Origin of the sequence: Marinicauda algicola, assembly GCF_017161425.1 — a bacterium.
GTDB lineage: Bacteria > Pseudomonadota > Alphaproteobacteria > Caulobacterales > Maricaulaceae > Marinicauda > Marinicauda algicola.
Genome location: NZ_CP071057.1, coordinates 436,881 through 459,326 on the forward strand (window position 1 = coordinate 436,881; position 22,446 = coordinate 459,326).

Here is a 22,446-nt window from a genome sequence, read left to right on the forward strand (position 1 = left end):
AGTACCGGTGTGGAAGCCGCGATCCCGGCCGATCGCGGCTTCTGCCCGTCTGCTGCCGGCAATCTCGGCAGCCGGCCGGGCGGTGACGGATCGCGGGCTCCTCGCGCGGAACCGTTCGCTGGGCGTGTCCCTATCTGACAGGGCAGTTTTCGCGTATGCCGCGCCCGGGAGCTCCCGCCGGGAGCCACGCCCCGACTCGAAACGAGGAAGACGTCCGTTTGAAACATAATGAACAGAAGAGTTTTGCCGACCGGCGCAAGGACGCCGAGGCGGCTCGCGAGAAGCTTCTGAAGAAGTTCAAGGCCGCGCCGGGTGCCGACGATCCGCGCATGAAGGCCAAGGCGGCCGAGCGCCAGGCGACCGCCGAACGGCGCGAGCAGAGACAGGCCGAGCGCGATCGCGCCAATGCCGAAGCGGCCGAGCAGGACAGGCTCGACGAAGCCGCCCGCGCGGAAGCGGAGAAAGCCCGGGCGATCGCCGAGGCTGACCGTCTCGTGACCGAGGAAGCCGAGCGCAAGGCCGAACGCGACCGGCGCTATGCCGCGCGCAAGGCCCGCCGGCGGTAGACGCGTGCGGCTCGGCTCACGCCGGCGCGCTTTTTCATCACCGGCGTGCGGCACGCGCTGCCGGGAAAGCGCTTTGCGGGACTTCCTTCGCTCCTCTTGCGGGGCCGGACGCGCTCCGGTCGGTACGCCTCAACCCCCGGCAGGGATGAAGTTGCCGTCCGAAGCGGCGGAGCGGGACCGGTTCCCGGCTCAAGGCTCTCCCAGCCGCTCGCCCGGGGCGAGATCGGCGCCACGCGTCAGGGCGATGGCGTATTCGAGGCTGGCGGCGATGCGCCGGGCGCGTTCGATGAATATCTCGGCGGCGCGTGGCGGGCAGACCTCGCGGGCGGTGGCCTCGAACAGGGCCAGCCAGCGGTCGAAATGATCCCCGCAGACCGGGAGAGGCGCGTGTTTCGGCATCGGCCGGCCGTGATAGCGCCCGGTGCCGAGCACGACCGATGACCAGAAGGCGTACATCTGCCGCAGATGGGGCTCCCAGTCGGCGATCTTCGCCGCGAAGACCGGGGCGAGCAGCGCGTCCTCGCGCACCCGGGCATAGAAGCGGTCGACGAGGCGCTCGATCATCGCCTCGTCTATTCCGATCGCGTGCGCGAAGGCTGCGCGCTGCGCCGCGCGCGGCGCGGCGGCGTGCGATTTGAAGCTTTCCGGGCCCATGGGACGAGTCCGCTAGCACGCGTAGCGCGGGCGGCAAACGCGGCGGTGCAGCACATGTGGCAAAATTGCACCGGGCTTCGCCGCGCACTCAGGTGCACGGGGGAACCGGGCGCGGGGCCCCGCGTTACCTCGCCACGTCTGAACGCCCTTATGGGCGGCACCGATGTCTGGAGGAGGAAGAGCTTCATGCGACGCGACGTTTCCCCGCGCATTCTTTACGGCGCAATCGCGCTTCTGCTCGTGGTGGTCGGCGCGCTCGGCTACGCGCTGTGGCAGGAGAGCCGGACCGAGACGATCGAGTTTTCCATCGGCGAGGGCGAGCTCGAAGTCCACGAGGGCTGAGCGGCCCAGGGGGTATGCAGGAGACGGCGATGCGCGCCTACAAGCTGATCACGGCGTTCGGCTCCCCGGCGTCGAACAAGGTGCGCGCCTATCTGCGCTGGCGCGACCTGCCGTTCCGGGAAACCGCGGCGACCGCGCTCGTGCTCAAGTCCGAGGTGCGCCCGCGCCTGAAGAATGTGAAGGTGCCCGTCCTGGTCACGCCCTCGCACGAGACGCTGCAGGACAGCCGGCTGATCTTCGACGCCGTGGAGAAGAGCGAGCCCGGCGAGCCGCTGTCGCCGAAATACGGCCACCACCGCTTCGCGATGGGGCTGATCGAAGCCTTCGGCGACGAGGTGCTGGCACCGGCGGCGGTGTACCATTTCTGGTCCGGCAATATCGCTGCGGCGGCGGGCGGGCTGGGCGCGATGGTCTATCCCGGCCTCGAGCCGGACCTGCAGCGGCGCTATGCGCGCATCCTCTCCGGCCAGCTGATGAACGCGCTGGAGCAGCGCGGCTTTTCCGCCCGCACCGCCCGGCGCACGCGCGCCCTCCTGCAGCGCACGATCGCGGCGCTCGAGACCCATTTCCAGTCCAGCCGCTTCCTCCTCGAGGACCGGCCGTGCAGCGCGGACTTCAGCCTGTTCGGTGCGCTCGCCCTGCTGCGCGAGCTGCTCGACGGATCGGACAGGACCCTGCCGGACTCCCCCAATGTCCGGCGCTGGATGGCCGACGTGAACGCGCCCTGGGACCAGGTGGGCGGGCGGTACCGCAAGGCCTACGCGGTGCCCGAAAGCCTCGCGGCGGTCTGCGAGGTGGCGGCCGGGGCGTTCCTGCCCGAGGCGCTGGAGACCTGCGGGGCCGTCACCGAGTGGGCCGAGTGCAATCCGGGACGGATCAACCTGCCCGCCCGGCTCGGCAAGCGGAAGATCCCCGCCGACGAGGGCGAGACGGTGCAGCAGCTCCGGCCCGCCACGCAGTGGGTGTTCCAGCGTGTGATCGCCCCCCTCCACGAGGACCTGCCGGATGCGCAACGCCGTGCCGGCGAAGAATTGCTGGGCGCCATCGGCTTCAAGCGCCTGGCCGAGTTCCGACCCGAGCGCGATGTGCTCCAAGAGCACCACGAATTCACCGTGAACCTCAAGGCCGCGCTTCCCTCCCGCGAGGAGAGCGAGGCCTCGCGCGAGGTGACGGGCGCCCTGCTCAAGGCCCGCGAAGGCGCCGAGGCGACCCGCGATCTCGACCGGATGATCCTGGGCTGAGGCTCAGGCGGACCGTGCGAAGCCGGCTTGCGCCTCACGGTCGTGCGTGTGTCCCGGAGCGCGATGCACCGCGCGGATGCGCCTGAGGTGTTCGACCATGGCCGCGGTGCGGTCCCGGTCGCCCGTCGCCTCGAAGGCGCGCTTGGCCGCGTAGAACGCGTCGAACGCCCGGTCGAGCAGGCCGGTGTCCTTGCGAAGCGGGTACAGGCAGAGCAGGGTTTCGGCCATCTTCGCCTGGCTGGCGGCATGGGCGGCGGGCTGAGCCTCCGCCCCGCGCCGGCAGAGCGCCTCGCTGAAGGCGTGAAGCGCAAGGTCGAGCACCTGCGGATCGCGCTTCAGCCGTCCCAGCGCGCAAAGCGTGATGCCGAGCGCGTGCTGCGCCGCGGCCCAGCGCCCGGGGTCCGTGTCCGGGTCGGTCGAAGCGATCGCCTGTTCGAGCGTTGCGGCCGCCTGCTCGAGCAGGCCGGAATCCTCCCTCAGACGCCCCTCGGCGGCGACCGTCACGCCGAGGGTGAACAGCAGGCCCTGGCCCCGTTCGGGGTGATCTTCCAGCGGCAGGTAGGCCATTGCCTCGCTGAAGCACGCGGCCGCGCGGCTGAGCACCGCCGGCTCGCGTCGATGCTCGCCCTGCGCCTTCAGGGCATGGCCGAGCTGGAGCTTCGTCTCCACCCACTCCGCGACGTCGATCTCGGGCCGGCGCACGCACAGCGCCGCCTCGAACGCGCCGACCGCATGGTCCAGCAGCGCCGGATCCCCCGTCCGCGCAGCGAGGGCACGCTGGACGGTGCCGCGAAGGTGCTGCAGCCTCGCCCATGCCAGGGGATGCCTCGCCCGCGGCGTGTGCCTGAGCGCGAGCGACAGCTCGCCCTCGGCGTCCTGCAGCCGGCTGGCCTCGCCGGTCAGCCGGGCAAGTTCGCGCAGGCCCTCGGCCATGAGCAGGCGGACCCGCGCAGAGCCCTCCAGATCACCGGCACGCACATGGATGTCCTGTGCATCGCGGCAAAGGGCGATCACTTCGCGCAGCACGCCTTGCTCGCCGCTGTGGCCTGCATGTCCGAGCAGGGCCAGCGCGAGGCTTTCCTGCGTCGCCGCGCGGTCGCCGGGAAGCCCGCCGCGCTTTCGCAGCTGGAGCGCCTCGCGCAGCGCCGCGATCGCGTGCGGCCAGTGGGCCGGGTCGCGGCTGGCCTTGAGCGCGTGTACTCCGCCCAGCCGGTCCTGGATCAGGGCCCATTGCTCGGGCGCGCTGTCCTCGGTGAAGACCTCCGCGGCGCGGGAGAGGGCCGTGACCGCCTCGTCCAGCATCGAGACGTCACCGCTCAGCCGGGCGGCGAGTTCGATGGCGGCGGCGAAGTCGACATGGCCCTGTGCCCAGCTGACGGGGCTGCGAGATGCGTCGAGCAGAGTGAAAATCTGGCGATGGGCCTGGGCCGAGGCGAGCGCGAGGGAGATGTCGCGGAAGCGGTCGGCGATCGCGGTCAGGGCCGTCGCCGCACGCAGCCGGATGCCGGTAGAGCCCGCGTCGATCTCCGGCCGCCTTGCGAAAGCGATCTGGACCAGGCGCAGCTGGGCGGTGCGCCGGTTGTCCAGCGCTCTCCGCTCGAGACGGTCGAGGGCGCGCTGCGCGATGTGGACATCGCCCGAGCGCAGGGCGCTGTCGATATCGTGATTGCGCCGTCCCGTCGCGGCCGGATGGATCGACAGGGCGAGGATGCCGGCCGCGGCCAGAACGGCGAGGCCGAGGCCGGCGCGGAGCGCCGCCGCGATCAGGCCCGTCTCTCCAGGCGCCGCAAGCCCGGGCAGCACCGCGGCGGCGAGCTCGCGCGCCACCGCCGACAGCGGCAGGAGCGGGGCGGCCAGCGAGGGCGCGGGCCAGTCGACGGCGGCCCGGATCGAGCCGGCTGCCAGGACGAAGCCGAACACGGCCAGTCCGGCCAGGCATTCGCCTCTTGTGCGGAGCGGATCGATCGCGGCCCGTCCCTCGTCGGCGAGGCGGCGCGCCTCGCACCTGTCGAACACGGCAAGGCGCCAGAGGCCGGCGAACAGGATCGCCGCAAGGCCGGCGCTTGCTCCGGCCATGACGGGCGGCCCGAGCAGGGCACCCAGGATCAGCGGGAGGGACAGCGCGGCGAGACTGGCCCGGCGCAGGCCGGAACGGCGAAGCCGCAGGCCGGTCACGGTGCGGCAGGCCTGTCTGAAGCGGGCGTCGGCTGCGCCGAGCGCTCGGGCGGCGGCTTCAAGCCGGGCCGGCGTCAGGAGGCGCCGTACACCGATAGCGGCAAGGATCACGAGCCCGCCGCAGGCGAGCAGCAGGCCCGACGCCATCACGGTCATCAGGATCGAGACGGGGTCGGCATGGCGCAAGACCGTATCCATCGCAGGCTCCGGCCTCACGCTGGGAAAGGCCGCCTCTGTTGTTGAGAGGAAGACCTCGACGCTGCGCCCGCCCCCTTAACGAGGTGTTACCTCCCGCCGCGCCGGGTTGCGTGCATGGCCATTGCCCGCCTTAAAACCGTCCGCGCGGTTAACCGGGGGTTTCGCGCACCGGTTAACCGCGGTGAACCCTGGCGCGGCGCATTGGTCGCGATCCCGGTGGCACGAGGTTCTAGCTCAGCGCGCCGTCCGTGGCGCGCCCGGTCAGCGTGCGCCGGGCAAGCGGTCCTCTCAGCAGCAGGATCAGGCCGGCGCAAAGCCAGCTGACCACCGCCGCGACGAACAGGGCCGGGGAGGTCTCCACCGGCTGTGCGTCCTGCCAGGCCGTCGGCGTCTCGATCCCGAGCGGGGTGAAGAGGTGGAAGACGATCGCCCCGCTCATCACGCCGATCGCGATCAGCGCGCCGAGACTCTGGGAGAGGGCGGCGTGCGCCTCGCGGCCCCGTGTCACGACCACCAGCGCGGGCAGCACGACCAGCAGCAGGGCGGCGGCCAGCTCGGCAAGGCCGATGATCCAGGGCCCCGCCGGATAGAACAGATCGATTCCCGACCAGTCGCGCAGCGTGGTGAATATGTGGCGCGGGGTTTCGTGACCGGTGAACTTGAAGCGCAGGGAGTCGATGAAGATCGCCGAGATGAACAGGGCCGCGGCCCAGCTGGCGAGGCGGGTTATGGAGGGCATTTGAAGCTTCCCGGGCGGGTGGATGACCGGTGGGCATACTAGCCTGCAGCGCCCGCACGCGCCGCTCACGTTTCGCGACCGGCCGATCACCCCTTCGTGTGCGCGCGGCCCCTTCCATCGCCGCGCCGCATGCTTACCTTCCCGCGCGTTCGTTGAAGGGAGACATCCGTCATGGCCGAAGCGATGAGCACCGCGCCGCAGGGCGAGACCAGGGCCGAGGCCTATGTGCGCCTGAAGAAGGAGATCGCCAGCATCGTGGCGGGCGAGACGAGCGAGACCGCGCGCTTTGCCACTGCCGCCTGCCTGCTCGCGCACGCTTTCGCGCCGCGATTCTTCTGGACGGGCTTCTACCAGGTCGATCCCGACAAGCCCGGCGAACTCGTCGTCGGCCCCTACCAGGGCACGCTCGGCTGCCTTCGGATCCCGTTCGGGCGCGGGGTGTGCGGCGCGGCGGCCGAGACGGGCGAGACCCAGCTCGTGCCCGACGTGCACGCCTTTCCCGGCCACATCGCCTGCGACAGCCGCAGCCAGTCGGAAATCGTCGTGCCGGTGTTTCGCGCCGACGGTTCGCTCGCTGCCGTGCTCGATGTGGACTCCGCCGACAGGGACGCCTTCGACGAGACCGATCGCGACGGCCTCGAGGCGATCTGCGAAATCCTGCTCAAGGCCTAGAAAAGTCCGAGGAAGCGCTTCTTGCGGATCCTGACCCGGACCTTGCCGGCGCCCGCCTTGCGTGCCGGGGACACGGCCGGCGCCGGCTTGCCCGCGAGCGCAGGCGACTTGCCGGGCAGGCGCGGGGCGGGCGGGGCGCAGACATCGGCGTCGCACATCGCCCCCTCCATCGCCGCGGTGCCCAGCACCGAGCTGACGGAGAGCCGCTCGGCGCCCGCCTCGGCCAGGCCGAGGCGCTGGCGCACCGCGCCGCGGAACTCGGCCGAGCGCGCCTCCAGGCGCGAGCGGCGTTCCTCCAGCTCGGCCAGGCGCGAGAGATCGACGGGGCGCGGGCTGCGGATGGCGCCGGACTGGCCCTCCATGCGGGCCTTGGCGAGCGCGGCGCGCGCGCGTTCGATGTTCAGCCGGGTGTTCTCGGTGACCATGATCATCCTCCCGTCCTCGCCGTCAGGATTTGCGAGCATACCATTCTACCCCGGCGGTGCGCGAGATCATAACCACATCGACATCCCCGCCGACCCCGGTCTGGGTCATCTGGAGAGAACTCTTCAGAATATTCAGTTCCACCAGGGCCTTGGCGGTTTCCGCCAGCTGGCGCTTGCCCGACGCGGCCACAACCGCGATGAACGGATTGATGAATTCTTCCTGTGAAAAACTCTGGCTGCCGCGGATGAATTCCATGGTCAGCTGCGGCAGGGCGGTCGCCTGAAGCTTCTCCATGATCCCGGCCGCGCGCTCGCCCTCCACGCCCGCCTCGGTAAGGGCCTGTTCGGCCGCCGCCTCGTTGGTGACGAGGTTCATCGCGATCATCATGTCGAACATCAGGGGATGCACGCCGCGCAGGAAGGCGTGGGTCATGTCGGCCTGGGCGAAGGTGCGCACGAAGGCGCTCGGCCCGTCATCCACCCCGACGCGGGTGGTCTCGTCGTGGGCGCGCTTCAGGATGCCGTCGACCAGGATAGAGGCGTAGAAGTGCTCGTAGACGGGGAAGACGTCGTCATTGCCGAAGCCGGCGAAGACCAGGCCCGCATAGGGTTCCAGGAAGGCCGGCATTGTGGCGAGCATGTAGGCGAAATCGAAGATCTTCGCGCGCGTCTCCTCGCCGCGGCCGAAATCGCCCAGGGCATCGGCGAGGATCGCGTCGATCATCTCCCCGTAGAGCTCATAGAAGCGGTCGCGCGAGAAGCCGGCGAGCACCTCGACGGGCTGGCGCTCGGTGCCGGCCTCGTCATGGGCGAGATGGGCCCGGTAGAGATCGAGCGCGGCGTCGAAGGCGGCCTCGTCGGTCTGGTACGGGCTGCCCGGATACATGCGCATGGCGCGGGCATGGTTCAGCACGGTCAGGACCGCGAGGCGCATCAGCTCCTCGAACTCGGCGCGCTCCTCGGCCTCGGGAAACAGGCGCCGGTTCCCGTCGATGAAGGCGAAGAAGGCCTTCGCGCACTCCTGCACCGTGTCGAAATCGGTGTCGCCATGCTGCTTGTTGAAGGCGTGGGCGATGTGCGACCAGGACCGCCCGATGACGTCGCCGCGCGAATAGACCATCAGCGCGATGGTCTTGGTCAGCGGCAGGATCTTCTCCGCCTCCAGCGTGACGACCGGCTCGGGCCCGCCGCCATAGGTGACCGCGCTGTCGGCCGCGAGCACCACCGCCTGGCGGTTCATGATCATCACTTCCGACGTCATCGGCCCTGTCCCCTCGTGTCTCGCTCCGGCGCGCCCCCTCGGCGCACCGGGCTCGCCGGTGCGCACCCTAGCCGAGCGTTAAGACCCTGTTAAGGCAGGCCGCGCCGGAAACAGCGTTAACGCGGCGCCTTGGCCGGCAGGCGCGGCGAAAAGGTCACGGCCGTTCGCGCGCCGGGGAGGGGGCGGAGATCAGCGGTGCGAAGGCCTCGCGCAGGGCGTCCGTGGCTTCCAACGCCGGGCGCAGCCCGGTCGCGGGGACGCCCCGGGCATGGGCGAGAGCGGCGACCCGGCCCTGTCCCAGATAGAGCGTATCCGGCTCCATCGCGGCAATCGGATCCTCGTAGGCGCGCTCGGCCGGTATGATTGTCCAGCCACGAGTCCTCAGCTCGCGCGCGAGATCGTCGGAAAACATCGCGGCGAGATCGTTCTCGTGCAGGAGGAGCACGTGGCGCGGGGAGCGATCGAGATGTCGCCGGGCGATCGCGTCATAATGCTCGGCGGCATCGGCGAGCATGTCCACATACAGCTCTCGCAAGCCCTCCCAGTCGACGCTCTGGCCCGCCGCCACGGCATCGTTGGCGAGGCGGTCGAGATAGAAGTCGAAATTGTCGACCGTTACATATCCGATCGTGTAGCCGAGCTCTGCGAGCCCGGAACGGGCCGCATCGCGCTGTGCGCTATCCGAGCCGTGGTTGAGATAGGGAAAGCGGAACCAGGGGCGGAAGCCGTCATGGGCGCGCAGGATTGAATCCGCCGTGCGTACGTCGTCGAGAAATGCGTCGACACCGGCGGTGTGCAGGTTCATGTGGCTGTGGGTGTGATTGGCGATCACATGGCCGGCCTCGGCATAGGCGCGCAATCGCGCGGCGCCGCTGGCGTCGATCCGCTCGGTGACGGCGAAGAACGCCGCTCCCTCAACATCGGCCTCGTCCAGGGCCGCGATAAGCGCCTCGGTACGGTCCACGCCCGTCATGATCGCGGTGTCCCGCCAGGGCGGGTCATCGTAGGAGAACGCGATCTCGCGGCTTTCGCCGGACGGGGCCTGAACCGCGAGCAGGATCGCGATACAGAACGGTGCCGCGGCGTTCATTGGAACAGCTTCCGCAGGCCGGTGGACAGCGCACGGGGAAAGACGCTGGCATGGGTCTCCCCGTCGAGTTCCTCGACCTCGTACTCGATGCGCGTGTCAGGCCACGCTTCGAGACGCTGGCCGAAGCGCCGGAGATCGCTGACCATGGCGCGGCCGTTTTCCGGCTGTTCCTCGTAGGCCCCGACCGCAAGATAGACGCGGTTGCGCTGGCCGGCCTCGCCTGGCCCGTGCTCGGCCTCGTAATCGAAGATCCAACCGTCATGATACCAAAGGCTCGGCGAAACCGAGATCGCCTGGTCGAACAGGTCCGGCTCCGTCAGCAGGGCATAGATCGCGAACAGCCCGCCATAGGAATGGCCGACGAGCGTGCGTGGACGCTGTGCGGCAGGGAAGTTCGCTTCCACATAGGGCACGATCTCCGTCTCGATCGCGTCGAGGAAGGCCGGCGCGCCGCCGCTTTCGGCCTGATAGCGCTCGCCATACCCGTCATCGGGGTCGAAGACCGGCGTGTAGTCGCGCGAGCGGTTCGACCGATAGCCTTCCTCCGTCTTGTCGCGATAGGCGATGGAGACCACGATCAGGTGCGGAATGCGGTTCCGGTCGGCGAGGTGCTCGGTGATATTGGCGGCGAGCGCGAATGAATACTCAGCGTCGAGCAGGTAGACGACCGGGCAGCCGTCCTCTCGCGCCCGGCATTCCTCCGGGACCTTCACATAGAGCTCGTACTCGATGGCGTTCGCCGCCGCCGGGAGAGCGTGGACTTCCGTTTCCGGCAGCACGAAAGGGTCTTGAGCACCGGCCGCGCCGATGCTCAGCGCGGCAAGCGTCGCGGTCGCGGCGATTGTCAATTTCATAAAATTAATCCGTCCCTTGCTTCGCCCCCGGCTCGGGGAAGACTAGCAAGCGGGAAGAGGTGGTCTAGTGACAATCTTCAGCAAGGCAGCCCTTCATTCGCCCCGCGCCCTGACCTCGTCGCTCGCCAGCTCCCGGTCGAAGAAGGCGCGGATCGTCCGCAGCAGGTGTACCTGCAGTTCGGGCGGGCGGATGCCGTGGCGCTGGCCGGGATAGGTCATCATCTCGAACAGCTCGCCGCGGCGCTGCAGCTCGGCATACAGGCGCGTGGAGTGGTCGAAGGTGACGTTGTCGTCGGCCATGCCGTGGATCATCAGGGTCGGCGTCTCGTAGCCCTCGACATGGGTGAGGACCGCGCCCGTCTCGTAGCCGGAACGGTTCTCCTGCGGCATGCCCATGTAGCGCTCGGTATAGTGGGTGTCGTAGAGGCTCCAGTCGGTGACCGGCGCGCCGGAGACGGCGGCCTCGAAGCGGCCGGGCGCCTGCAGCGTGGTCATCAGGGTCATGTAGCCGCCATAGGACCAGCCCCACAGGCCGATGCGCTCGGGATCGACGAAGTCGAGCCCCTGCAGGTAATCGAGCCCTTCGAGCTGGTCGGCGACCTCCACCGTGCCCATGCGGTCGTGCAGCGCCGCCTCGAAGGCATGGCCCCGGTTCCAGCTGCCCCGGTTGTCGAGCTTGAAGTAGACATAGCCCGCCTGGGCGTAGATCTGGTCGCGCAGCGGCGTCCAGGTCTTCGTGACGCGCTGCACGTGGGGGCCGCCATAGACCTCGATGATGGCCGGGCAGGGGCTTTGCGCCGTGCAGTGGTCCGGCCGGTACATCATCCAGTGAAGCTCGGTTTCCCCGTCCGCGGCGGTCAGCGTGCCGTATTCCGGGGCGACATGGCTGTCGCGATACGGCCCATAGGGATGATCGGCGTCGAGCGCGTTCTCCTCGATCCAGGCGATGGGCGCGCCGAGCCCGGTATAGAGCCCGGTCCGCGGCGGGGTCGCCGGATCGCGATAGGTACCGATGAAGGCCTGTGCGCCCTCGCCGAGCGTGACGCTCCACCAGCCCTGCCCTTCCGTGATCTGCTCCGGCGGGCTCTCGCCGTCCACGCGCACAGCGTAGAGATGGCGCTCCAGCGGGCTTTCCACCCAGCCCTCGAAATAGACCGTCTGCCCGTCCGCGGAGAGGCCGGACAGCTCGTCGACCACCCAGTCCCCGCTCGTGATCTGCACCAGCTCGCCCCCGGGCGTCATGCGGTAGACATGGCGGAAGCCCGAGCGCTCCGAGGTCCACAGGAAGCCGCCATCCTCCAGCGGCGTGAAATCGTCGGTGAGATTGATCCAGGTCTCCGCCTCCTCGCTGAGCGCAACCTGCGTCTCACCCGTCGCCGCATCGGCAGCGAGGATGTCGAGCCGGGTCTGCTGGCGGTTCTGGCGCTGGACATAGACGGTGGAGGAGTCCGTCGACCAGTCGACGCGGGCGAGATAGATGTCGTTGTTGTCCCCCAGATCGACCTGGCGGCGCGCCGTGTCCGCGGCCTCCCCCGCGATCGTGCGCTGAAGGTCGAAGACGAACAGGTCGACGATGGCGTTGGCCGTGCCGGCCCGCGGATAGCGCTGCTCGGTGACGGTGAAGCCGTCCGGCTCGAAGCCGAAGCGCTCCACGATCATGACCGGGTTCTCGTTGACGCGCGCCACGGCGATCCGGGTCTCGTCCGGGCTCCACCAATAGCCGGTATAGCGCTGCATCTCCTCCTGCGCGACGAACTCGGCCATGCCCCAGCTGACCGCGCCGCCGCCGCCTTGCGTGATCTGGAATTCCCGGTCGCGCTCAAGGTCGTGGACCCAGAGATTCTGCTCGCGGATGAAGGAGACATAGCGCCCGCCCGGGCTGACCTTGGCGTCGGTCTCGAAGGCCTCGGTCTGCATCAGCCGGCGCGTCTCGCCGCTCTCGACATCGACATGGAAGATGTCGCCGTCCAGCGGGACGAGGATCGCCTCGCCGGCCTCGTCCCAGGAATAGCTCACCACGCCGGAATGGGTGATGCGCGCGCGCTCGCGGAACTGGATCTCCGCCTCGGTCAGCTCGCGCTCCTCCGGCGCCAGGGCGCTGGCATCCACGAGCCGGTAGGTGCGCCCGTCGGCGACATCCATCGCCCACAGGTCGAGCACGGTGCGGTCCTCCTCCTTCGGGCGGGTGAAGGTGACGCGCGTGCCGTCGGGGGAGAATTTCAGGTTCTGCGGCGCCGGCCCGTCGAGCGAGGGCGAGCCGTAGAGCCGCTCGATGGTGAGGGCTCCGGCGGCGGCCTGCCTTGCGTTGGCGCTGCCGGCCTGCGCGCGGTCGCCGGCCTCGCCCGCGCCGTTTGCCGCCCCGTCTTCGCGCGCGCCATCGGCCTGCGCACCCTCGCGCGGCTGGCCGGGTTCGTCCTGCAGGCCGCAGGCGGTCAGGGCGAGGGCGGGAAGGATGAGGGCGATCGTGCGCGTGAGCATGGTGTGATCTCCGAAGTGACGGCCGGACCCGGAACGCTAGCCGGAGCAGGCCTCGAATGCCAGAGCACGGGAGCCCTTCGCGCGTTCGGGACGTTGGAACCGGGCCAAGCGTTCATAGCCGGACGGAGGGCGCCATGAGCTATATCGCCAATTCCAGCCTGCCCGAGGAGGAGGTCTGCTACCGCATCGGCCTGCACTGGCTGGTCTGGCTCGCCTCGATCCTGGTCACGCTCGCCCTGCTCGCCGTCCTGGCCGCGCTCCTGGCCTATGACGTCACGGTCTGGCTCTGGGCAGTGCCGATGATCTTCATTCCGTTCGCCTGGTATCCCTTCATCTCGCTGGAGCGCGGCGTCACGACGCGCCGCGTGGTGCAGAAGACCGGCATCTTCAACGTGGAGACCGAGGAGATGCAGCTGCCGGCGCTGGAAACGGTGGAGTTCGAGCGGAGCCTTCTCGGCCACATCTTCCGCTACGGCACGATCGAGCTCACCGGGCGCGGGGTGAGCGACCTGCGCTTCGAGATGGTCCCGGACCCCTACGCGGTGAAGAAGGCCGTCGAACGGGCGCAGAAGACCTGGCGCGAGGGGAAGGGGGCGGGCTAGCGCAGAGCGCAAACCATGCCCGGCCTCATTGCCGTCCCGGCCTTCCTGCGTTATGAGCGCGGACTGAATTTCCCCTCATGTTCCCGAAGGAGCACCGGCGGCCGATGTCGTCCTATCAATACGTCTATCACATGGACAAGCTGGGCAAGACCTATCCCGGCGGCAAGCAGGTCTTTTCCGGCATCTCGCTGCACTTCCTGCCCGACGCCAAGATCGGCGTCGTCGGCGTGAACGGCTCGGGCAAGTCGACCCTGCTCAGGATCATGGCAGGCCAGGACCAGGACTTCACCGGCGAGGCCTGGGCGGAGAAGGGCGTGCGCGTCGGCTATCTGCCCCAGGAGCCCCAGCTCGATCCGGACAAGACCGTCTGGGAAAACGTCATCGAGGGCAGCGAGGACAAGAAGATCTACGACGCCTACAACGCCATCGCCATGAAGCTCGCCGAGGACTATTCCGACGAGCTCATGGAGGAGATGACGAGCCTGCAGGAGCAGGTCGACCGGCGCGATGCCTGGGACATCGATTCCAAGATCGAGATGGCGATGGAGGCCCTGCGCTGCCCGCCGGGCGATGCCGACGTCACCAAGCTCTCGGGCGGGGAACGCCGCCGCGTGGCGATCTGCCGGCTGCTGCTGTCCAAGCCGCACATGCTGCTGCTCGACGAACCGACGAACCACCTGGACGCGGAATCCGTCGCCTGGCTGCAGCACCACCTGGAGAACTATGACGGCGCGGTGCTGATCGTCACCCACGACCGCTACTTCCTCGACGCCATCACGACCTGGACGCTCGAGCTCGATCGCGGCCAGGGCATCCCCTACAAGGGCGGCTATTCGGACTGGCTGGAACAGAAGAAGAAGCGCCTCGAGCAGGAAGCGCGCGAGGAGACCGCCAAGCAGCGCGCGCTCGCCCGCGAGCTGGAATGGATCCGCTCCTCGCCGAAGGCGCGCCAGGCCAAGTCCAAGGCGCGTATCAATGCCTATGAGGAAATGCGCGACAAGGCGGACAAGGAGAAGATCTCCACCGCGACGATCCGCATTCCGCCGGGCCCGCGCCTGGGCGGCAACGTGGTCGAGTTCGACGGCGTGTCCAAGGCCTTCGGCGACAAGCTCCTGATCAAGGACCTCTCCTTCAAGCTGCCCCCGGGCGGCGTGGTCGGCGTGATCGGCCCCAACGGCGCGGGCAAGACGACGCTGTTCAAGATGATCACCGGCGCCGAAGCGCCCGACGAGGGCACGATCAGGCTCGGCGAGACCGTCAAGCTCGGCTATGTCGACCAGTCCCGCGACGCGCTCGACGGGTCCAAGACCGTCTGGCAGGAGATTTCCGGCGGCCACGACGTCATCGATCTCGGCGGCCACGAGGTGCCGAGCCGGGCCTATGTCGGCGCGTTCAACTTCAAGGGCGGCGACCAGCAGAAGAAGGTCGGCGTGCTCTCGGGCGGGGAACGCAACCGCGTCCACCTCGCCAAGATGCTCAAGGAGGGCGGCAACCTCCTGCTCCTCGACGAACCGACCAACGATCTCGACGTGGAGACCCTGTCCGCGCTCGAAGCGGCGCTGGAGGATTTCCCCGGCTGCGCCGTGGTGATCTCCCACGACCGCTTCTTCCTCGACCGGATCGCCACCCACATCCTCGCCTTCGAGGGCGATTCTCATGTCGAATGGTTCGAGGGCGCGTTCTCCGACTATGTCGAGGACAAGAAGCGGCGCCTCGGAACCGACGCGGAAATCCCCCACCGCATCAAGTTCCAGAAGTTCGAGCGGTAGGACGTCGCACGACGCCGGAACGATCAGCGGGGCGCCTTCGGGCGCCCCGTTTCGTTTGGGCCTCAGGTTTATCCGCCCCGTATTCGGATCGGCCTATACTGCGCGCCCGCCGTCCCGGACCGCGTCATGCCTCACGCCTCCGCCCTCGCTGCGCGTGCCGTCTCGCCGGCACAGCGCAAGGAGGGCAGGGTTGTAGTAGTCGTAGTAGGAGTCCGATTTTCCCACTCCGGGAGTCGTCTCTCACTCCACCTCCACCACCGCATCCACCTCCACGGCGGCATTCAGCGGCAGCACCGCGCAGCCGATGGCGGAGCGGGCGTGGCGGCCGGCCTCGCCGAACACCTCGACCATCAGGTCGGAGGCGCCGTTGATCACCTGCGGGATGTCGGTGAAGGCGGGGTCGGCATTGACATAGCCCCCGAGGCGCACGATGCGCTTCACCTTCGAGAGGTCCCCGCCGCAGGCCGCCTTGAGCTGGGCGATGAGGTTGAGCGCGCACACCCGCGCGGCGGCCTTGGCCTCGTCGAGCGTCAGGTCCGTCCCGACCCGGCCCGCGATCAGTCCGTCCCGGCCCTTGGAGACCTGCCCGGAAACGTGCACCAGGTTTCCCGACTGCACGAAGGGCACGTAATTGGCCACCGGCGCGGCGGCTTCGGGCAGGGTGAGGCCGAGTTCGGCGAGGCGGGATTCGGGACTCGTCATGGGGCGGGCTCCTTGAGTTTGAACGCCGAAGGCTTCATATCCGTTGAACACCCCGCGCGGCAATGCACCCGCGCCGGAGAAGAAACAGGCCGGGGGGCGAAGCACGAGGAGCCCGATGCGCGACTTCGCCGAAACGCCGATCCACGTCCACGACATCGCCTTCCACGCGGCCGACGGGCGGCGCCTGGCGGGGCGCCTGTTCGAGCCCGAGCGTCCGCTCGCGGCGATGGCGGTGTTCGCCGCGACCGGCTACCGCAAGGAATTCTACGAGGCCTTCGCACGCGCCGCGGCGCGCCAGGGCTGGGCCGTGCTCACCTTCGACTATCGCGGCCAGGGCGGGTCGTGCAACGGGCCGGCGCGCGAGGACGAGGCGACCATGCTCGACTGGGGCCGGCGCGACATGCCGGCCGCCGCGCGCGAGCTGAAGGGCCGCTATCCGCGCCTGCCGCTGGACATCGTGGGCCACTCGGTCGGCGGCCATTTCCTGGCGCTCCTGCCCGACGATGTGGAGGTGCGCCGCGCCGCGCTGCTCTCCTCCTCCTCGGGCTACTGGGGCAAGCAGAGCGCGAAGATCAAGTACACCGCCTGGGCCTTCTGGCGCATCGTCGGCCCGGCCTTCCTGGTCACTCGGGGCCATGTCCCCAAGGGGCTGATGTGGAAGGGCGAGGACCTGCCGCCCGGCGTGTTCCGCGACTGGCGCGACTGGGGCGTGCGCCCGGACTATTTCCGCGACCGGCTCGCCGAGGAGGGTCTCCTGCAGCGCTATGCGCGTTTTCGCGCGCCGATCAAGGCCTGGGTCGCCGACGACGACCCGATCGCGAACCGCGAGGCGACGCGCTGGCTGCTGGAGCAGTACGAGGCCGCCCCGACCGAGATGAAGCTCGTCAGCCGCGCCGATCTCGGGCGCGGCGCCATCGGCCATCATGGCCTGTTCCACCCGGCCATGGCGGACGTGTTCTGGCCGCAGGTGTGGCGCTGGCTGTCGCGCGAGGAAGGGGCCCGCGAGGCGGCCTGATTTCGCTCGCGGCGACTCTTCTGCGGTGCTAGAGCACGCATCCCGCCCGGAGATCTGCCGATGTACGTGCTCCACATCGCCAACAAGAACTATTCCTCATGGTCGCTGCGCGCCTGGCTGTTGCTGCGCGGGCTTTCGATTCCCTTCGAGGAGCGTCTGCACCCGTTCGATCCGGACGGGTCGAGCTTTGCCGCGTTCCGCGAGTTCTCGCCTTCCGGAATGGTCCCCTGCCTGGAAGACGGGCCGGTGAAGGTCTGGGACAGCCTCGCCATCGCCGAATACCTCGCCGAGGCTCATGAGGGCGTCTGGCCCGCCGGGCGCGATGCGCGCGCCTGGGCGCGCTCGGTCAGCGCGGAAATGCATTCGGGCTTCACGGCCCTGCGCTCGATCTGCTCGATGAGCGTCGGGGTACGCGTCCGTCTGGCCCGGATCGCGCCCGCCCTGCAGAAGGATCTCGACCGGATCGCCGAGATCTGGACCGAAGGACTCGCCCGCTTCGGCGGGCCTTACCTCGCGGGCGCGCGCTTCACCGCGGTGGATGCCATGTACGCTCCCGTCGCCTACCGCATCCGCACCTACGGGCTGGAACTCCCGGGGCCGGCCATGGGCTGGGCGGAGCGCATGCTCGCCCATCCCGCGATGGCAGAATGGGAGCGGGCCGCGATCGAGGAACCGTATCGCGAGCCGGGCCACGACGCCGAGATCGCCGCCCAGGGCGTGCTGATCGAGGACCGGCGCGTGCCGCCCGCGCGGACGGGGGGATGATCAGTCCTTCTTCAGCATGCGGCCCTTGAGCACGGCCGCGTCGCCGAATTTGCGTCGCGCCGCGTCCATCGCGCGCTCGGCCGCCGCGCGGCGAAGGGCACCGGTGTCCAGGAGGTCGCCGGCATCGCCGTGGGCCGGTTCGAGCTCGCTGTATCCGGCCCCGATCAGGCGGTATTTCACGCCGGGCTTCTCCCGGGCGAGCAGCTCGCGGGCATGGCGGAACAGCGTGTCGGCGAGCTGGGCGCTGTCGGACAGCGTGCGCCGGCGCGTCAGCGTGCGGAAGTCGGCGGTCTTCAGCTTCAGCGTCACCACGCGCCCGGCGATGGCCTTCTCCTTCATCCGGTCGGCGATCTTGACGCAGAGCGGCCAGAGCCGGTCCTCCAGCTCCCCGAGATCGGCGATGTCGGTGTCGAACGTGGTTTCGGCCGAGACCGATTTCCGCTCGCGCTCGGGCTCCACCTTGCGCGTGTCGATCCCCTGGGCGAGCCGCCACAGGCGCTGGCCGGCCTCGCCGTGGCGCTTGATCATGGCGTGCTCGCCGAGCTTCACGACGTCGGCGAGGGTCTTCAGCCCTTCGCTCTCCAGCTTCTTCGCGAACACCGGCCCGACGCCGTACACCGTGCCGACGCCGCGGGGCGCCAGGAAACCGGCCGCCTCGGCCCTGCCGATGACCGCGAATCCGTCGGGCTTGTCGAGATCGGAGGCCGTCTTCGCGAGGAACTTGTTGAAGGACAGGCCGACCGAGACCGTCACCCCGACCTCGCGTCTTATGCGGTCCTGCAGCCGGATCAGGGTCAGCGCCGGCGGGGCGCCGTGCAGGCGGGCCGTCCCGGTGAGATCGAGAAACGCCTCGTCGATGGACAGCGGTTCGACGAGCGGGGTGACGTCCTCCATCATCTCGCGGATGCGCCGGCCCTCGCTCGCATAAACGCTCATGCGCGGGCGGATCACCACGGCGTCGGGGCAGAGCTTCAGGGCCTTGAACATCGGCATGGCCGACTTCACGCCGTGAAGGCGCGCGACATAGCAGGCCGTGGAGACGACGCCGCGCCGGCCTCCGCCGATGATAACGGGACGATCCTCGAGGCTGGGGTCGTCACGCTTCTCGATCGAGGCATAGAAGGCGTCGCAGTCGATATGGGCGATCGAGAGCGCCTCGATCTCCCCGTGGCGCACCAGCCGGCGCGAGCCGCAGGACGGGCAGGCGGCGTGGCGGTCGTCCACGCCCGCGAAGCAGCGCCGGCACCAGCCCCTGCGCCCGCTCATGTCTCCTCCCAGAGCCAGGCCGCGCCGCGCACCCCGGAGGAATCGCCGTGATGATGAACCACCACCTGGGTGGTGACCTCGTCGGAGAAGACGTAGGCGGGAAGCGCCCGCGCGATCGCCGGGGCGATGCCGGGGATGTTCGACAGCCCGCCGCCGAGCACGATCACCTCTGGATCGAGGATGTTGATGACGGTGGCGAGCCCGCGCGCGACACGGTCGTGATGGCGCTCCAGCGTGGCGAGGCCATCCCTGTCGCCGCGGGCGGCGGCCTCGACGATGCCGGGGCCGGCGAGCGCCTTGCCGGTTTCGCGGGCGTGGTCGGCGGCCAGCCCCGGACCCGAGCACCAGGCCTCGATGCAGCCGGTCTTGCCGCACTTGCACTGCGGCCCCGGCACCTCCTCGCGCGAGGGCCACGGCAGTGCGGTGTGGCCCCATTCCCCGCCGAGCCGGCTCGCGCCCTCGTGCAGACTCCCCTCGATCACGATGCCGCCGCCGACCCCGGTGCCCAGGATCACGCCGAACACGCTCCTCGCGCCGGCCCCGGCGCCGTCGGCAGCCTCGGACAGGGCGAAGCAGTTGGCGTCGTTGGCCAGGCGCACCGGCCGGTCCAGTGCGGTTTCCAGATCGCGGTCGAGGGGATGGCCGTTGAGTGCGGTGGAGTTGGCATTGCGAATCAGGCCGGTGCGCGGGTTGAGCGAGCCGGGATGGCCGATCCCGACGGTCAGCCCGGTGCGGCCATACTCGGCTTCCAGCGCCGCGGTGAGCCGGGCGATCGCGTCGATCTTCGCAGCGTATCCCGCGGGCGTCGGCACGCGCCGGCGCACGGCGATGTCTCCGCCGCGCTCGAGGACGATGCCCTCGATCTTCGTTCCGCCAAGGTCGATGCCGATGCGCGCCATCGCGAGAAAGCCTGCTTGCGCTTGTGCGGGAGGTCAGCTGTTCTTATCTTGTTCCTTAACCAACCGGAAGTGCCTGACTCATCCTCCATTAAGGAAGATCATGTCTAATGCGCAGCGGATGGGAAGACGGCTCACGCCGGAAAAACGGCGGGGTGAACCGGGGAGGTGCGAAAGCGCCATGCTGCAGGTCATGTCCAAGAAAGTCCTGATCGTCGAAGACAACGAGCTCAACATGAAGCTCTTCAGGGACCTGCTCGAAGCCCATGGCTACGAGACCTATCAGACTCGCGAGGGTCTGAAGGCGCTCGACATGGCGCGCGAGCACAGGCCGGACCTGATCCTGATGGACATCCAGCTGCCCGAGGTTTCCGGTCTCGACGTGACCAAGTGGATCAAGAACGACGAGGAACTCTCCGAGATTCCCATCGTCGCGGTCACCGCCTTCGCCATGAAGGGCGACGAGGAGCGCATCCGTCAGGGCGGATGCGAGGGCTACCTCTCCAAGCCCATCACGGTGACCACCTTCATCGAGACCATCCGCAAGTTTCTCGGCTGAGGAGGCGCCGTCATGAGCGCGCGCATCCTCGTCGTCGACGATATCGAGACCAATCGGCGCCTGCTCGAAGCGCGCCTGTCGGCCGAGTATTTCGAGGTCGTCTGCGCCGCATCGGGGCAGGAATGCCTCGATATCGCGGGCAGCAAGGCGCCCGATCTCATCCTGCTCGACGTTATGATGCCCGGCCTCGACGGCTTCGCGACCTGCAGGCAGCTCAAGGCGGACGCGAAGACCCGGCACATCCCGGTCGTGATGGTGACCGCGCTCGATCAGCGCCAGGACCGCATCAAGGGCCTGGAAGCGGGCGCCGACGATTTCCTGACCAAGCCGGTCGACGACATCGCGCTTTTCGCGCGCGTGCGCTCGCTTCTGCGCCTGAAGCAGGTGATGGACGAGCTGCGTCTGCGCGACGGTTCCGGCCCGGTGCTGCCCGAGGAGGCCGGCGAAGGCCCGGTTCGCGGGCGGGTCGTGGTCATCGCAGGCGATGCGCGCACGGGCGAGCGTCTCGCCCGGAAGCTGCCCGCAGGCGTCGAGGCCCGCGTCGAGAGCGATCCGAAGACGGCCATCGAGACGGTGGAAGCCGGCGCCGATCTCGTCCTCATCGATCTCACCGCGAGTCAGTTCGACGGGCTGCGCCTGTGTGCGCGGATCCGCTCCGAGAGCGTCACGCGCAACCTGCCGATCCTGGCCGTCGTCGACGGGGACGCCGGCGAGCAGATGGTGCGCGCCCTCGACCTGGGCGTGAACGACGTGCTCGCACGTCCGGTTGATTCCGGAGAACTCGCCGCTCGCACCGCGACCCAGCTGAGGCGCGCGCGCTATGCCGCCCAGCTGCGCGACCGGCTCCACGAGAGCCTGGAGCTGGCCGTCACCGATCCCCTGACCGGTCTCTACAACAGGCGCTATCTCGCGTCCCGGCTCGAGCAGGCGATCGACAGCTTCCACCGTTCGGGCGAGGCGGTGAGCCTCATCCTGTTCGACATCGACCGGTTCAAGTCGATCAACGACAGCTACGGCCATGGCGCCGGGGACTTCGTGCTGAAGGCGTTCGCGCGCACGATGAAGGGCGAGCTGCGCGCCATCGACATCGCCGGGCGTTATGGCGGGGAGGAATTCCTCGTCATCCTCGCCGGTGCGACCGCGGGGGCCGCCTGCGAGGCGGCCGAGCGCGTTCGCGCGGCGGTGGCGCGCCAGACCTATTCGGTCAAGGCCACCGGCGAGGTGCTGAAGGTCACGGTCAGTGCCGGCGTCGCCCAGCTCGACGCCGGGGAGACCGCCTCGCGCTTTCTCGCCCGCGTCGACGCGGCGCTCTACGAGGCGAAGACCTCCGGGCGCAACCAGGTCGTCTGCGCCCGCCCGAAGGCTGCCTGAGCGCTGTCACTGATTTGTCACCGCTTCTTCGCGAAGCCGGCCTTGGCCTGCCGCGGCCGGGACGGCATGAGTTCGCCGCTGGACGCACTCAGGTCCAGGCGAGGCGGCGCGTACATGTCCAACCGGCACGACACCAGGTCCGAGGGCAGGGAAGAGACGATCCCGGCGGACGGGAATTTCCGCATGGCGGTCGTCCCGGAGCGCGGCTACGCGCTGATCGAGATTTTCGGCGATCGGTCGAGGGAGCGCGCCGATGCGGCCGCGCACGCATTCCACGGCGCCTACCGCGCCCACGGCCTGCGCGCGCTGCTGATCGATTCGCGTACCGCCCGATTCCCGGCCGACCTGATGAGCCTCGTGGATCGCTACTCGGCGTTCGCGGTGCGCCTGCCGCGCTCGCGCGTCGCCCTTCTCGTTGCCGATCCCAAGGCGCCGGCGCACATCCTCGCCGCCCAGGCGCTGCGTGCCGCCGGCCACGAGGTCCTGATCACCGTGCGGAAAACGGACGCCGAGGCGTTCCTCGCGGCGAGGCCGGGCTTCTAGCCCCGACGCAGAAAGGGCCGCACAAGGGCGGCCCTTTTCAGGAATTCCGACTGAAACGCAGATCCTACTTGATCTTGCCTTCCTTGAACTCGACGTGCTTGCGCACGACCGGGTCGTACTTCTTCAGGACGAGCTTCTCGGTCATCGTGCGCGCGTTCTTCTTGGTCACGTAGAAATAGCCGGTGTTCGCCGTGGAGTTCAGGCGAATCTTGATCGTGGTGGGTTTAGCCATGTCGCGCACCTAAGGAAATTCGTGGCGCGCC

General features: G+C 69.1%; 23 protein-coding genes. 11 read left to right on the forward strand and 12 right to left on the reverse strand.

The window, feature by feature from the left end:
- The first annotated feature begins 218 nt into the window (after nt 1–218).
- Nucleotides 219–566, forward strand: a complete 348-nt coding sequence (locus JW792_RS02160; RefSeq protein ID WP_135994298.1) for a DUF6481 family protein — start codon at nt 219–221, stop codon at nt 564–566.
- Nucleotides 567–755: 189 nt separating this feature from the next.
- Here JW792_RS02160 and JW792_RS02165 read toward each other — a convergent pair whose 3' ends face one another.
- Nucleotides 756–1,220, reverse strand: a complete 465-nt coding sequence (locus JW792_RS02165) for a group III truncated hemoglobin (RefSeq protein ID WP_135994297.1) — start codon at nt 1,218–1,220, stop codon at nt 756–758.
- Between the two features lie 186 nt (nt 1,221–1,406).
- Here JW792_RS02165 and JW792_RS02170 point away from each other — a divergent pair, with 186 nt between their 5' ends.
- Nucleotides 1,407–1,562, forward strand: coding sequence for a hypothetical protein (locus JW792_RS02170; protein WP_158291504.1), 156 nt, complete (start codon nt 1,407–1,409; stop codon nt 1,560–1,562).
- A 29-nt stretch (nt 1,563–1,591) separates the two neighbouring features.
- Nucleotides 1,592–2,803, forward strand: coding sequence for a glutathione S-transferase family protein (locus JW792_RS02175; RefSeq protein ID WP_158291503.1), 1,212 nt, complete (start codon nt 1,592–1,594; stop codon nt 2,801–2,803).
- A 3-nt stretch (nt 2,804–2,806) separates the two neighbouring features.
- On the opposite strand, the gene JW792_RS02180 is transcribed toward JW792_RS02175, so the two are convergent.
- Together JW792_RS02180 and JW792_RS02185 are read right to left on the reverse strand one after the other, a co-directional pair.
- Complete coding sequence (locus JW792_RS02180; RefSeq protein ID WP_135994295.1) at nt 2,807–5,176, reverse strand: hypothetical protein; 2,370 nt, start codon at nt 5,174–5,176, stop codon at nt 2,807–2,809.
- Nucleotides 5,177–5,405: 229 nt separating this feature from the next.
- The gene (locus tag JW792_RS02185; RefSeq protein WP_135994294.1) at nt 5,406–5,915 is read right to left on the reverse strand and encodes a hypothetical protein; all 510 of its coding nucleotides are present in this window, start codon (nt 5,913–5,915) and stop codon (nt 5,406–5,408) included.
- Nucleotides 5,916–6,086: 171 nt separating this feature from the next.
- Between JW792_RS02185 and JW792_RS02190 the strand changes: the two genes are divergently transcribed.
- Entirely contained in the window at nt 6,087–6,587 is a 501-nt protein-coding gene (locus JW792_RS02190) for a GAF domain-containing protein (RefSeq protein WP_135994293.1), read from the forward strand.
- Here the strand turns inward: JW792_RS02190 and JW792_RS02195 are convergent.
- The 5 genes from JW792_RS02195 to JW792_RS02215 form a co-directional block, all read right to left on the reverse strand.
- Complete coding sequence (locus JW792_RS02195) at nt 6,584–7,051, reverse strand: hypothetical protein (protein ID WP_206340881.1); 468 nt, start codon at nt 7,049–7,051, stop codon at nt 6,584–6,586. The genes JW792_RS02190 and JW792_RS02195 overlap by 4 nt on opposite strands.
- The gene (locus JW792_RS02200) at nt 7,035–8,273 is read right to left on the reverse strand and encodes a hypothetical protein (RefSeq protein WP_135994291.1); all 1,239 of its coding nucleotides are present in this window, start codon (nt 8,271–8,273) and stop codon (nt 7,035–7,037) included. The genes JW792_RS02195 and JW792_RS02200 overlap by 17 nt, the downstream gene beginning before the upstream one ends.
- 154 nt (nt 8,274–8,427) lie before the next feature.
- On the reverse strand, nt 8,428–9,363 hold the full coding sequence (locus tag JW792_RS02205) for a polysaccharide deacetylase family protein (RefSeq protein ID WP_135994290.1): 936 nt from the start codon (nt 9,361–9,363) through the stop codon (nt 8,428–8,430).
- Nucleotides 9,360–10,217: an alpha/beta hydrolase gene (locus tag JW792_RS02210; RefSeq protein WP_135994289.1), complete on the reverse strand. Its 858-nt coding sequence runs from the start codon at nt 10,215–10,217 to the stop codon at nt 9,360–9,362. The genes JW792_RS02205 and JW792_RS02210 overlap by 4 nt, the downstream gene beginning before the upstream one ends.
- A gap of 93 nt (nt 10,218–10,310) precedes the next feature.
- Nucleotides 10,311–12,695, reverse strand: coding sequence for a S9 family peptidase (locus JW792_RS02215; protein WP_206340882.1), 2,385 nt, complete (start codon nt 12,693–12,695; stop codon nt 10,311–10,313).
- Between the two features lie 134 nt (nt 12,696–12,829).
- Between JW792_RS02215 and JW792_RS02220 the strand changes: the two genes are divergently transcribed.
- A complete protein-coding gene (locus tag JW792_RS02220) occupies nt 12,830–13,297 on the forward strand; it encodes a PH domain-containing protein (protein ID WP_158291502.1) in 468 nt (155 codons plus the stop codon).
- A 104-nt stretch (nt 13,298–13,401) separates the two neighbouring features.
- Nucleotides 13,402–15,066, forward strand: coding sequence for an energy-dependent translational throttle protein EttA (gene ettA, locus JW792_RS02225; protein WP_135994287.1), 1,665 nt, complete (start codon nt 13,402–13,404; stop codon nt 15,064–15,066).
- A 240-nt stretch (nt 15,067–15,306) separates the two neighbouring features.
- On the opposite strand, the gene JW792_RS02230 is transcribed toward ettA, so the two are convergent.
- Nucleotides 15,307–15,768, reverse strand: a complete 462-nt coding sequence (locus tag JW792_RS02230) for a RidA family protein (RefSeq protein ID WP_135994286.1) — start codon at nt 15,766–15,768, stop codon at nt 15,307–15,309.
- 115 nt (nt 15,769–15,883) lie between these two features.
- Here JW792_RS02230 and JW792_RS02235 point away from each other — a divergent pair, with 115 nt between their 5' ends.
- On the forward strand, nt 15,884–16,783 hold the full coding sequence (locus tag JW792_RS02235) for an alpha/beta hydrolase family protein (protein WP_135994285.1): 900 nt from the start codon (nt 15,884–15,886) through the stop codon (nt 16,781–16,783).
- Between the two features lie 60 nt (nt 16,784–16,843).
- A complete protein-coding gene (locus tag JW792_RS02240; protein ID WP_135994284.1) occupies nt 16,844–17,548 on the forward strand; it encodes a glutathione S-transferase family protein in 705 nt (234 codons plus the stop codon).
- Here the strand turns inward: JW792_RS02240 and JW792_RS02245 are convergent, their stop codons facing one another.
- Together JW792_RS02245 and JW792_RS02250 are read right to left on the reverse strand one after the other, a co-directional pair.
- Nucleotides 17,549–18,814 (reverse strand): DNA polymerase IV, encoded by a 1,266-nt coding sequence (locus tag JW792_RS02245; RefSeq protein WP_135994283.1) that lies wholly within the window; start codon nt 18,812–18,814, stop codon nt 17,549–17,551. It lies immediately after the preceding gene.
- Nucleotides 18,811–19,713, reverse strand: a complete 903-nt coding sequence (locus JW792_RS02250; RefSeq protein WP_135994282.1) for an ROK family protein — start codon at nt 19,711–19,713, stop codon at nt 18,811–18,813. The genes JW792_RS02245 and JW792_RS02250 overlap by 4 nt, the downstream gene beginning before the upstream one ends.
- Nucleotides 19,714–19,903: 190 nt before the next feature.
- Between JW792_RS02250 and JW792_RS02255 the strand changes: the two genes are divergently transcribed.
- The 3 genes from JW792_RS02255 to JW792_RS02265 all read left to right on the forward strand — a co-directional run bounded on the left by JW792_RS02255 (nt 19,904) and on the right by JW792_RS02265 (nt 22,183).
- Nucleotides 19,904–20,269 (forward strand): response regulator, encoded by a 366-nt coding sequence (locus tag JW792_RS02255; RefSeq protein WP_135995223.1) that lies wholly within the window; start codon nt 19,904–19,906, stop codon nt 20,267–20,269.
- A 12-nt stretch (nt 20,270–20,281) separates the two neighbouring features.
- On the forward strand, nt 20,282–21,640 hold the full coding sequence (locus tag JW792_RS02260) for a PleD family two-component system response regulator (RefSeq protein ID WP_135994281.1): 1,359 nt from the start codon (nt 20,282–20,284) through the stop codon (nt 21,638–21,640).
- 114 nt (nt 21,641–21,754) lie between these two features.
- Nucleotides 21,755–22,183 (forward strand): hypothetical protein, encoded by a 429-nt coding sequence (locus JW792_RS02265; protein ID WP_135994280.1) that lies wholly within the window; start codon nt 21,755–21,757, stop codon nt 22,181–22,183.
- Between the two features lie 64 nt (nt 22,184–22,247).
- Here JW792_RS02265 and rpmG read toward each other — a convergent pair whose 3' ends face one another.
- Nucleotides 22,248–22,415, reverse strand: coding sequence for a 50S ribosomal protein L33 (gene rpmG / locus JW792_RS02270; RefSeq protein WP_135994279.1), 168 nt, complete (start codon nt 22,413–22,415; stop codon nt 22,248–22,250).
- Nucleotides 22,416–22,446 lie beyond the last annotated feature (31 nt).

What these genes read in the sequence shown, in the direction of transcription:
- JW792_RS02195 (WP_206340881.1), bottom strand. Translation starts at nt 7,051, where the DNA reads ATGCTCGCAAATCCTGACGGCGAGGACGGGAGGATGATCATGGTCACC.
- JW792_RS02185 (WP_135994294.1), bottom strand. Translation starts at nt 5,915, where the DNA reads ATGCCCTCCATAACCCGCCTCGCCAGCTGGGCCGCGGCCCTGTTCATC.
- JW792_RS02255 (WP_135995223.1), top strand. Translation starts at nt 19,904, where the DNA reads ATGTCCAAGAAAGTCCTGATCGTCGAAGACAACGAGCTCAACATGAAG.
- JW792_RS02230 (WP_135994286.1), bottom strand. Translation starts at nt 15,768, where the DNA reads ATGACGAGTCCCGAATCCCGCCTCGCCGAACTCGGCCTCACCCTGCCC.
- JW792_RS02250 (WP_135994282.1), bottom strand. Translation starts at nt 19,713, where the DNA reads ATGGCGCGCATCGGCATCGACCTTGGCGGAACGAAGATCGAGGGCATC.
- JW792_RS02215 (WP_206340882.1), bottom strand. Translation starts at nt 12,695, where the DNA reads ATGCTCACGCGCACGATCGCCCTCATCCTTCCCGCCCTCGCCCTGACC.
- JW792_RS02220 (WP_158291502.1), top strand. Translation starts at nt 12,830, where the DNA reads ATGAGCTATATCGCCAATTCCAGCCTGCCCGAGGAGGAGGTCTGCTAC.
- JW792_RS02200 (WP_135994291.1), bottom strand. Translation starts at nt 8,273, where the DNA reads ATGACGTCGGAAGTGATGATCATGAACCGCCAGGCGGTGGTGCTCGCG.
- JW792_RS02165 (WP_135994297.1), bottom strand. Translation starts at nt 1,220, where the DNA reads ATGGGCCCGGAAAGCTTCAAATCGCACGCCGCCGCGCCGCGCGCGGCG.
- rpmG (WP_135994279.1), bottom strand. Translation starts at nt 22,415, where the DNA reads ATGGCTAAACCCACCACGATCAAGATTCGCCTGAACTCCACGGCGAAC.
- JW792_RS02245 (WP_135994283.1), bottom strand. Translation starts at nt 18,814, where the DNA reads ATGAGCGGGCGCAGGGGCTGGTGCCGGCGCTGCTTCGCGGGCGTGGAC.
- JW792_RS02235 (WP_135994285.1), top strand. Translation starts at nt 15,884, where the DNA reads ATGCGCGACTTCGCCGAAACGCCGATCCACGTCCACGACATCGCCTTC.
- JW792_RS02175 (WP_158291503.1), top strand. Translation starts at nt 1,592, where the DNA reads ATGCGCGCCTACAAGCTGATCACGGCGTTCGGCTCCCCGGCGTCGAAC.
- JW792_RS02170 (WP_158291504.1), top strand. Translation starts at nt 1,407, where the DNA reads ATGCGACGCGACGTTTCCCCGCGCATTCTTTACGGCGCAATCGCGCTT.
- JW792_RS02260 (WP_135994281.1), top strand. Translation starts at nt 20,282, where the DNA reads ATGAGCGCGCGCATCCTCGTCGTCGACGATATCGAGACCAATCGGCGC.
- ettA (WP_135994287.1), top strand. Translation starts at nt 13,402, where the DNA reads ATGTCGTCCTATCAATACGTCTATCACATGGACAAGCTGGGCAAGACC.
- JW792_RS02205 (WP_135994290.1), bottom strand. Translation starts at nt 9,363, where the DNA reads ATGAACGCCGCGGCACCGTTCTGTATCGCGATCCTGCTCGCGGTTCAG.
- JW792_RS02265 (WP_135994280.1), top strand. Translation starts at nt 21,755, where the DNA reads ATGTCCAACCGGCACGACACCAGGTCCGAGGGCAGGGAAGAGACGATC.
- JW792_RS02190 (WP_135994293.1), top strand. Translation starts at nt 6,087, where the DNA reads ATGGCCGAAGCGATGAGCACCGCGCCGCAGGGCGAGACCAGGGCCGAG.
- JW792_RS02180 (WP_135994295.1), bottom strand. Translation starts at nt 5,176, where the DNA reads ATGGATACGGTCTTGCGCCATGCCGACCCCGTCTCGATCCTGATGACC.
- JW792_RS02210 (WP_135994289.1), bottom strand. Translation starts at nt 10,217, where the DNA reads ATGAAATTGACAATCGCCGCGACCGCGACGCTTGCCGCGCTGAGCATC.
- JW792_RS02240 (WP_135994284.1), top strand. Translation starts at nt 16,844, where the DNA reads ATGTACGTGCTCCACATCGCCAACAAGAACTATTCCTCATGGTCGCTG.